This window comes from Faecalibacillus sp. H12 (genome assembly GCF_013361255.1).
GTDB lineage: Bacteria > Bacillota_I > Bacilli_A > Erysipelotrichales > Coprobacillaceae > Faecalibacillus > Faecalibacillus intestinalis.
Window position 1 is genome coordinate 64,369 of the sequence record NZ_JABWDK010000011.1, and the last position, 6,911, is coordinate 71,279.

7 protein-coding genes are annotated in these 6,911 nt (G+C 26.3%); 6 read left to right on the forward strand and 1 reads right to left on the reverse strand.

Annotation, left to right across the window (positions count from 1 at the left end; translation table 11 throughout):
- Positions 1 to 12 precede the first annotated feature (12 nt).
- The 3 genes from HUU89_RS08885 to galE are packed head-to-tail and all read left to right on the forward strand — an operon-like array spanning position 13 to position 3,784.
- Positions 13 to 1,500: a UDP-glucose--hexose-1-phosphate uridylyltransferase gene (locus tag HUU89_RS08885; RefSeq protein ID WP_175301563.1), complete on the forward strand. Its 1,488-nt coding sequence runs from the start codon at positions 13 to 15 to the stop codon at positions 1,498 to 1,500.
- Positions 1,500 to 2,783 (forward strand): galactokinase, encoded by a 1,284-nt coding sequence (locus HUU89_RS08890; protein WP_175301564.1) that lies wholly within the window; start codon positions 1,500 to 1,502, stop codon positions 2,781 to 2,783. Before HUU89_RS08885 ends, HUU89_RS08890 begins: the two co-directional genes overlap by 1 nt.
- Positions 2,783 to 3,784, forward strand: a complete 1,002-nt coding sequence (galE, locus tag HUU89_RS08895) for a UDP-glucose 4-epimerase GalE (protein WP_147579941.1) — start codon at positions 2,783 to 2,785, stop codon at positions 3,782 to 3,784. The genes HUU89_RS08890 and galE overlap by 1 nt, the downstream gene beginning before the upstream one ends.
- 139 nt (positions 3,785 to 3,923) lie before the next feature.
- On the opposite strand, the gene HUU89_RS08900 is transcribed toward galE, so the two are convergent.
- A complete protein-coding gene (locus HUU89_RS08900) occupies positions 3,924 to 4,970 on the reverse strand; it encodes a hypothetical protein (RefSeq protein WP_147579940.1) in 1,047 nt (348 codons plus the stop codon).
- A 195-nt stretch (positions 4,971 to 5,165) separates the two neighbouring features.
- Between HUU89_RS08900 and HUU89_RS08905 the strand changes: the two genes are divergently transcribed.
- The 3 genes from HUU89_RS08905 (at position 5,166) to HUU89_RS08915 (ending at position 6,593) form a co-directional block, all read left to right on the forward strand.
- Positions 5,166 to 5,321, forward strand: coding sequence for a hypothetical protein (locus tag HUU89_RS08905; RefSeq protein ID WP_175301565.1), 156 nt, complete (start codon positions 5,166 to 5,168; stop codon positions 5,319 to 5,321).
- Between the two features lie 293 nt (positions 5,322 to 5,614).
- On the forward strand, positions 5,615 to 6,292 hold the full coding sequence (locus HUU89_RS08910) for a hypothetical protein (RefSeq protein WP_175301566.1): 678 nt from the start codon (positions 5,615 to 5,617) through the stop codon (positions 6,290 to 6,292).
- 64 nt (positions 6,293 to 6,356) lie between these two features.
- On the forward strand, positions 6,357 to 6,593 hold the full coding sequence (locus tag HUU89_RS08915; protein WP_175301567.1) for a hypothetical protein: 237 nt from the start codon (positions 6,357 to 6,359) through the stop codon (positions 6,591 to 6,593).
- Positions 6,594 to 6,911 lie beyond the last annotated feature (318 nt).

Here is a 6,911-nt window from a genome sequence, read left to right on the forward strand (position 1 = left end):
GAGGAGAAGAAAATGAACCACGAAATCAACAGATTGTTAAACTATGGATTACAAAATGGAATGATTTATGAAGATGACATAGATTATTCAGCAAACTTATTAGTAGATTTACTTAAACTTGATACTTTTGAAAAAGAAGATATTGATGAAAAATTAGAAACAGCAAACGATATAATTGAAAATATTTTATCTTATGCTGTTAAAAAAGGACTTGTAGAAGATTCAGTAGTATTTAAAGATTTATTTGATACAAAATTAATGAACTGTATAATGCCACGTCCAAGTGAAGTTATTAATCAATTCAATAATCTAAAAGAAGTATCTAGCAAAGATGCTACAGATTACTTTTATGATTTATCGGTAGCTTCAAATTACATAAGAAAAAACAGAACCGATAAAAATATCAGATTTAAAAAATTCTATAAGTATGGCGATATAGAAATCACCATTAATCTATCGAAGCCAGAAAAAGACCCAAAAGCAATTGCTTTGGCAAAAAATCAAAAATCTAGCAATTATCCAAAATGTTTACTATGTAAAGAAAATGTAGGATTTGCTGGTAATGTAAATCATCCTGCTAGACAAAATCATAGAATTATTCCACTAAAATTAAATGGAGATAACTATTATTTTCAATATTCGCCATATGTTTATTACAATGAACATTGCATTATTTTTAATAAAGAACATAAACCAATGGTTGTAAATAAGGAAACTTTTGAACATCTGTTATCATTTGTTGAACAATTTCCACACTATTTATTAGGTTCAAATGCTGATTTACCAATTGTTGGTGGTTCGATTCTGTCACATGATCACTATCAAGGTGGAAATTATGAGTTTCCAATGGATGGTGCCAAAGTTTTTAAAACTATAACACATAGAGATATTCAAATCGATTTCTTACAATGGCCACTTTCAACTGTAAGACTAATCTCAAAGAACAAGGAACATATCATTCATTTATCTGAACATATTTTAAATAAATGGATTAATTACTCTAATGAAGATATTGATATTATTAGTCATACAGAAGGAACAAGACATAATACAATTACACCAATTGCCAGAAAAAAAGGTGATAATTATGAAATGAATTTAGTATTCAGAAATAATAGAACTACTGAAGAATATCCATTAGGTATTTTCCATCCACATCAAGAATTACATCATATTAAAAAGGAAAATATTGGTTTAATCGAAGTTATGGGATTGGCTGTTTTACCAGCAAGATTAAAAGATGAACTTACATTATTAGAAAAATGCTTAATTAATGAAGCTGACATCAATGATTATGAATCATTAGAAAAGCATAAAGATTGGTTTGAAGAAATCAAAAATCAAGAATGGACAAAAGACAATGTCAAAGATCAATTACAATATGAATTAACAAAGGTGTTTGTAAGAGTATTAGAAGATGCAGGTGTTTTCAAATTGGATGAAAAAGGTAAAAAATATTTTATAGAATTTATTGAAGAAGCAATTGAAGGAGAAGAATAATGAAAAGAGCAAGCCAAATTATTAATGATATCCAAAATAATAAAGCAGATAGTTTATTTTTAGATATCTATCAAGATGAGTCAATGATTGAATTTCAAAAGAAAAGATATGTAGATGCAATTGAACAATACATTAATCTATATAAAGATGAAGAAGTAGAAATCTTCAGCGTACCTGGAAGAAGTGAAGTATGTGGAAATCATACAGATCATCAACATGGTCAAGTTTTAGCAACAGCAATAAATTTAGACATTATTACAGTAGTATCAAAGGATGAAGAAAAAGTATTATTAAAAGATAAATACACTTCTAATCCAGTGTATATCAATGATTTAGATATGAAGGAAGAAGAAAAAGACACATCTGAAGGATTGATCAGAGGTATCTTATATAGATTTAAAGAATTAGGGTATAAAATTGGCGGATTTAAAGGATTCAGTACAAGTAATGTTTTAGCAGGTTCTGGTTTATCATCGTCAGCAGCATATGAAGGAATGATTGGTGTTATTCTTTCTGGATTATATAATGATATGAAAGTCGATTCAGTTGAAATTGCTAAAATCGGTCAATATGCTGAAAATGTATATTTTGGTAAGCCATGCGGTTTAATGGATCAATGTGCTTGTGCAGTTGGGGGTTTAATCCATATTGATTTTAAAGATAATTCTAATCCAGTTGTAGAAAAAATTGATAATGATTTTTCTCAGTATGGATATAGCTTATGTATTGTAGATGTTCATGCATCACATGCTGATTTAACACCTGATTATGCAGCTATTCCATCTGAAATGAAAGAAGTTGCAGCTTATTTTGGTAAAAAATTCTTAAGAGAGGTTTCAGAAGAAGGATTCATTAAAGAAATTTCTAATATCAGACATAGCATTGGTGATAGAGCAGTAGCAAGAGCCTTACATTATTTTGAAGAAGATAAAAGAGTTGGAAAAATTACAAAAGCATTAAAAGATAATGATTTTGAAACATTCAAAGCATGTATTAAATCTTCTGGAGACAGCTCTTTCAAATATTTACAAAACATTTATTCTAATAATGATATTAATAATCAAGCTGTCACAATTGCGTTAGGATTAAGTGAATTATTTTTAGAAGGTCATGGAGTATCAAGAGTTCATGGGGGTGGATTTGCTGGTACAATTCAAGCATTTGTTGAAAATAATTATGTTCAAGAATATAAAAAGAAAATTGAAGAAGCGTTTGGAAAACATTCATGTCATGTGTTAAAAATTAGAAAATATGGAGCAATGAAAGTAGAGGTAGGAGAATAATGAAAGTATTAGTAACAGGTGGTACAGGTTATATTGGAAGTCATATTTGTGTTGAATTAATTCAAGCTGGTCATGAAGTTATAGTGATCGATGATTTTTCAAATTCCAAACCAGAAGTATTAGGCTATATTAAAGATATTACTGGAAAAGAAGTAAAATTTTATGAATTCAATATTTTAGATGAAAGTAAAACTGAACAAGTATTTAAAGAAAATAAGATTGATTCTGTTATTCACTGTGCAGCTTTTAAAGCAGTAGGGGAATCAGTAAAAAAACCAATTGAGTATTATACAAATAATTTAACAACAACTTTAATTGTTGCTAAAATGATGAAAAAATACGGTGTCAATAATATTGTATTCTCATCAAGTGCAACAGTATATGGTGATCCTGAAGTTGTCCCACTTACAGAAGATTGTAAGTTAGGTGAAACAACTAATCCTTATGGAGCAACAAAGGCAATGATGGAAAGAATTTTAACAGATGTACAACATGCTTGTACTAGCATGTCAGTAACATTACTTAGATATTTTAATCCAATTGGAGCACATGAATCTGGATTACTTGGAGAAGATCCAAAAGGAATTCCTAATAATTTAATGCCATATATTATGAAAGTTGCAACAGGAGAATTACCATGCTTAGGTGTATTTGGTGATGATTATGATACACCTGATGGAACAGGCGTAAGAGATTATATTCATGTTGTAGATTTAGCTAAGGGGCATGTACTTGCTATTGAAAAATATTCAGAACCAGGAGTTCATATTTGTAATTTAGGTACTGGAGTTGGATACAGCGTATTGGATATAGTCAAGGCATTTGAAAGAGTAAATGGTGTAAAAATCAATTATGAAATCAAAGATAGACGTCCAGGAGATATTGCTACATGTTATGCTGATCCTTCAAGAGCAAAGAAAGAACTTGGTTGGGTTGCTACTAGAGGTATTGATGAAATGTGTAGAGATACATGGAATTTTGCAAAAAAACATATGAAATAAAAAATAGATTGTAATTAGCCACACTATTGTGGCTAATTACAATTTTTTTATAAAGATATGATGATTTGGTATGAATGAAATTGTGAAGACACTTAGTAATTTCACATTTAATTATGTAAATATAAAATCATTTAATCTTTTATTTGTTGACTTTAATAGTATAATTTTGTTCTGATACTTCAAGACTGTCTAAATCGATATATTTATAGCCTTTGAGTATTTTTATGTAGTTTCCTTTTGAATTCTTTGAAATGTTACCTTTTTTGTCACATTTTTTATAGGCAAGTGCAATATTTTTTTGATTAATTGTTTTAAACAATAGATAACCATCTGCATCTTTATGAGATTGAAATTTTATAGGCGATTCTATCTTTGTATAAGTATTTTCAAAAGAAAGTGCGTTTTCTCCAAGTTCTCCAAAATTAAAAATAGAAAAAAAGGAGATAAAAGTTGTAACGACAATAATGGTGAACATACAAAAAAATGGACTATCAGGAGATACAAATATCTCTTTTAGTTTTTCTTTATCAGCCTGTTTTATAATGTTTACAGTATCAATACAGCCTATGCTTCCAAAGGGAAAGAAAGATAATACAAAGATATAAACATTTGTTATGATAGCAAAGTATTTGTCATTAAATAAAAGCATTATACAAATTCCATAAAGAATATATAGAACTAAAGTAAGACATAATCCATATTTTTTATCAATATTTTTGGCTATCCAGTTATTTTTAAAATATAGAGAAGCAAACAACAATAGAACAAAAAATAATATCAACATACTTATAAACATACAAAAGTTATATTTTATTTTTGTAATAAGTTTTATTAGGATGAAATATAAAACATAAAAATAAACTTGAAGACAACATGAAACCTTAAAATAATAAAGTCTTTTATTTTGCGTCATCTTTTCTTTTACTTGATTTTTTATAATAGAAATAAAAAACAATGATAAAAATGTAGGAATGATCAACTCTGAAATAAGAGAAATCAGAGGCAAAGAGACTATTATGCTGGTTAATTTTAGTGCTTTAGAATAGCCACTATAAATTTGCCATAACATAAATGATAAAAATGTAATTGTAAAAATAACCAATAACTTAGTAGAATATTTTTTTTGGGAAAATTTCTCCAAAAGATAAGTATTTAAATAACTAATTGCAGTACTTAATAATTCCATAAATAATAAATTCCTTTCCTTTTTTATAATTATATTTGTAATTAATAATATACTCATAAATAATTTAAATTTACAATAAAGAACAAAAAAGAAAAAATTTAATAAATATTTTTCTTGAATACCTTGCTCTATAATTAATTTGATAATAATGATATAATTTCATTAACTATCTAAGAAGATAGATGGAGGGTTATTATGAAGTATGTACTTATAGGAAATGGAATAAATATACAATTTGGTGGAACTGCATATTCAAACTACTTTATTTTGGAAAGAATAAAGTCAAAAGCTAAAATAGGAGGATATGCTAAATTATTTGATAATTCAATTACTGGAGAAGATATATTATAAATATTTTTAATGGATTCGTAAATATTGCTAATGGAATAAAAACTGGAAAATACGATAAATTAACAGATGATATTGAATTAAAGGATGCTTTTAATGACTTTAAGAAAAGATATAAAAATAAAATAAAATATTCATATAATATTATGTCAGAGGATTGGTTTTTACTTGTTGAAGCTTTCTTTTTATAAAATGATGGTTTATCTGATAACAAAGAACTATCAATTCAAGGATTTAAAATCATGATACTTGATAGTATTTATAATGAAGGAAAATTACAAGAAATATATAAAAGTATGTCAAAAAAAGTAAAAGATTACTTTGCTGACTATGATGAAATATTTACTTTGAATTATGATAATAATATAGAGCATTTAATGGGAAAAAACGTTTTTCATTTACATGGGGACTTTAGTGTTCTTGCTGATAGTGAAAATCCAAATACTGTAAATGGGTATATACGAAATAAAGAAGGAAAAACTGTAGTAATACCTGGATATGAACACTGTTATTGTAAGGCTTTATTAAATTACAGTGGTAAATTGAAATTAAAAAAAGCGGAAGAAAATCATCAGCTTATAGTAGAATATGATAAGAATTATAAAGATGAGTACTTACAAAATGATAATTATATAAACTGGTTAAATAGTTTAAAAGTAAGTGATGAAAACAGCTACAGAATAATTATGACTAAAATAAAACATCCTGAACTTAAAGCAGCATCAGAATATTATTTTGAAAATTTTAAAGATATCAAGGATGAATTACATATAAATGGTTTATCACCTAATAATGATGATCATATATTTAATTTAATAAGAAATAATAAAAATATTAAACGTGTAATTTATTATTACTATTCTCAACATGAAAAAGAATATATTGATAAGAATTTTCCACAAGATATTTTTATATCAAAATCTGTTGAAAGTTTATGGGAAAGTCTAGGTTATAAAAAAGAAAAAAAATTTTAATTATTTCTTTCCAAAGGAAATTGATGATTTTGTTGACATTGTTAATGAATTTTCTAAAAGAAAAATGACTAAAGAGGAAATAATATATGAAATAAATTCGATTTCTTTAAGTAAAATGAAAATGCTATATACACAGGTTAAGAGCATACTAGATACAAAAGAGCTTCAAGGCTCATCAAATAATCAAGAAGAATTTGAAAAAAAACATGAATATGTGAATTATATTGCATTACAAGAAGGAATAAATCCATCATCGATATATATAATTTATTTTATGTATTCAAGTATTTCAAAAAAGTAATATCAAGAATATTATTGTTTATATGTTCGATAGAACTATTTAATACCATAATTTTTATTATACTGTTTTATTCTTATAACTATATTATGAATATTAGGTTATAAAGTAAAAAAACAGGACGCATTAATCAGTATTGTAATTGACACAAAAAAATGGAAGTGCTATCATAATAGTGTAATAGATGGATTGTAATAGTATGTATATGACTACACAAAACCTGCTTACGGATGCTTTTTATTCTGTAATCAGGTTTTTATTATTTAAGGAGCTAACTATATAAAATTCAAGTGATTTTATGAAAAAGTTTGAAAATATTTA

Bases quoted from the DNA above. Each gene is read 5' to 3' on its own strand.
- HUU89_RS08885 (WP_175301563.1), top strand. From the start codon at position 13: ATGAACCACGAAATCAACAGATTGTTAAACTATGGATTACAAAATGGA.
- HUU89_RS08890 (WP_175301564.1), top strand. From the start codon at position 1,500: ATGAAAAGAGCAAGCCAAATTATTAATGATATCCAAAATAATAAAGCA.
- galE (WP_147579941.1), top strand. From the start codon at position 2,783: ATGAAAGTATTAGTAACAGGTGGTACAGGTTATATTGGAAGTCATATT.
- HUU89_RS08900 (WP_147579940.1), bottom strand. From the start codon at position 4,970: ATGGAATTATTAAGTACTGCAATTAGTTATTTAAATACTTATCTTTTG.
- HUU89_RS08905 (WP_175301565.1), top strand. From the start codon at position 5,166: ATGAAGTATGTACTTATAGGAAATGGAATAAATATACAATTTGGTGGA.
- HUU89_RS08910 (WP_175301566.1), top strand. From the start codon at position 5,615: ATGTCAAAAAAAGTAAAAGATTACTTTGCTGACTATGATGAAATATTT.
- HUU89_RS08915 (WP_175301567.1), top strand. From the start codon at position 6,357: ATGACTAAAGAGGAAATAATATATGAAATAAATTCGATTTCTTTAAGT.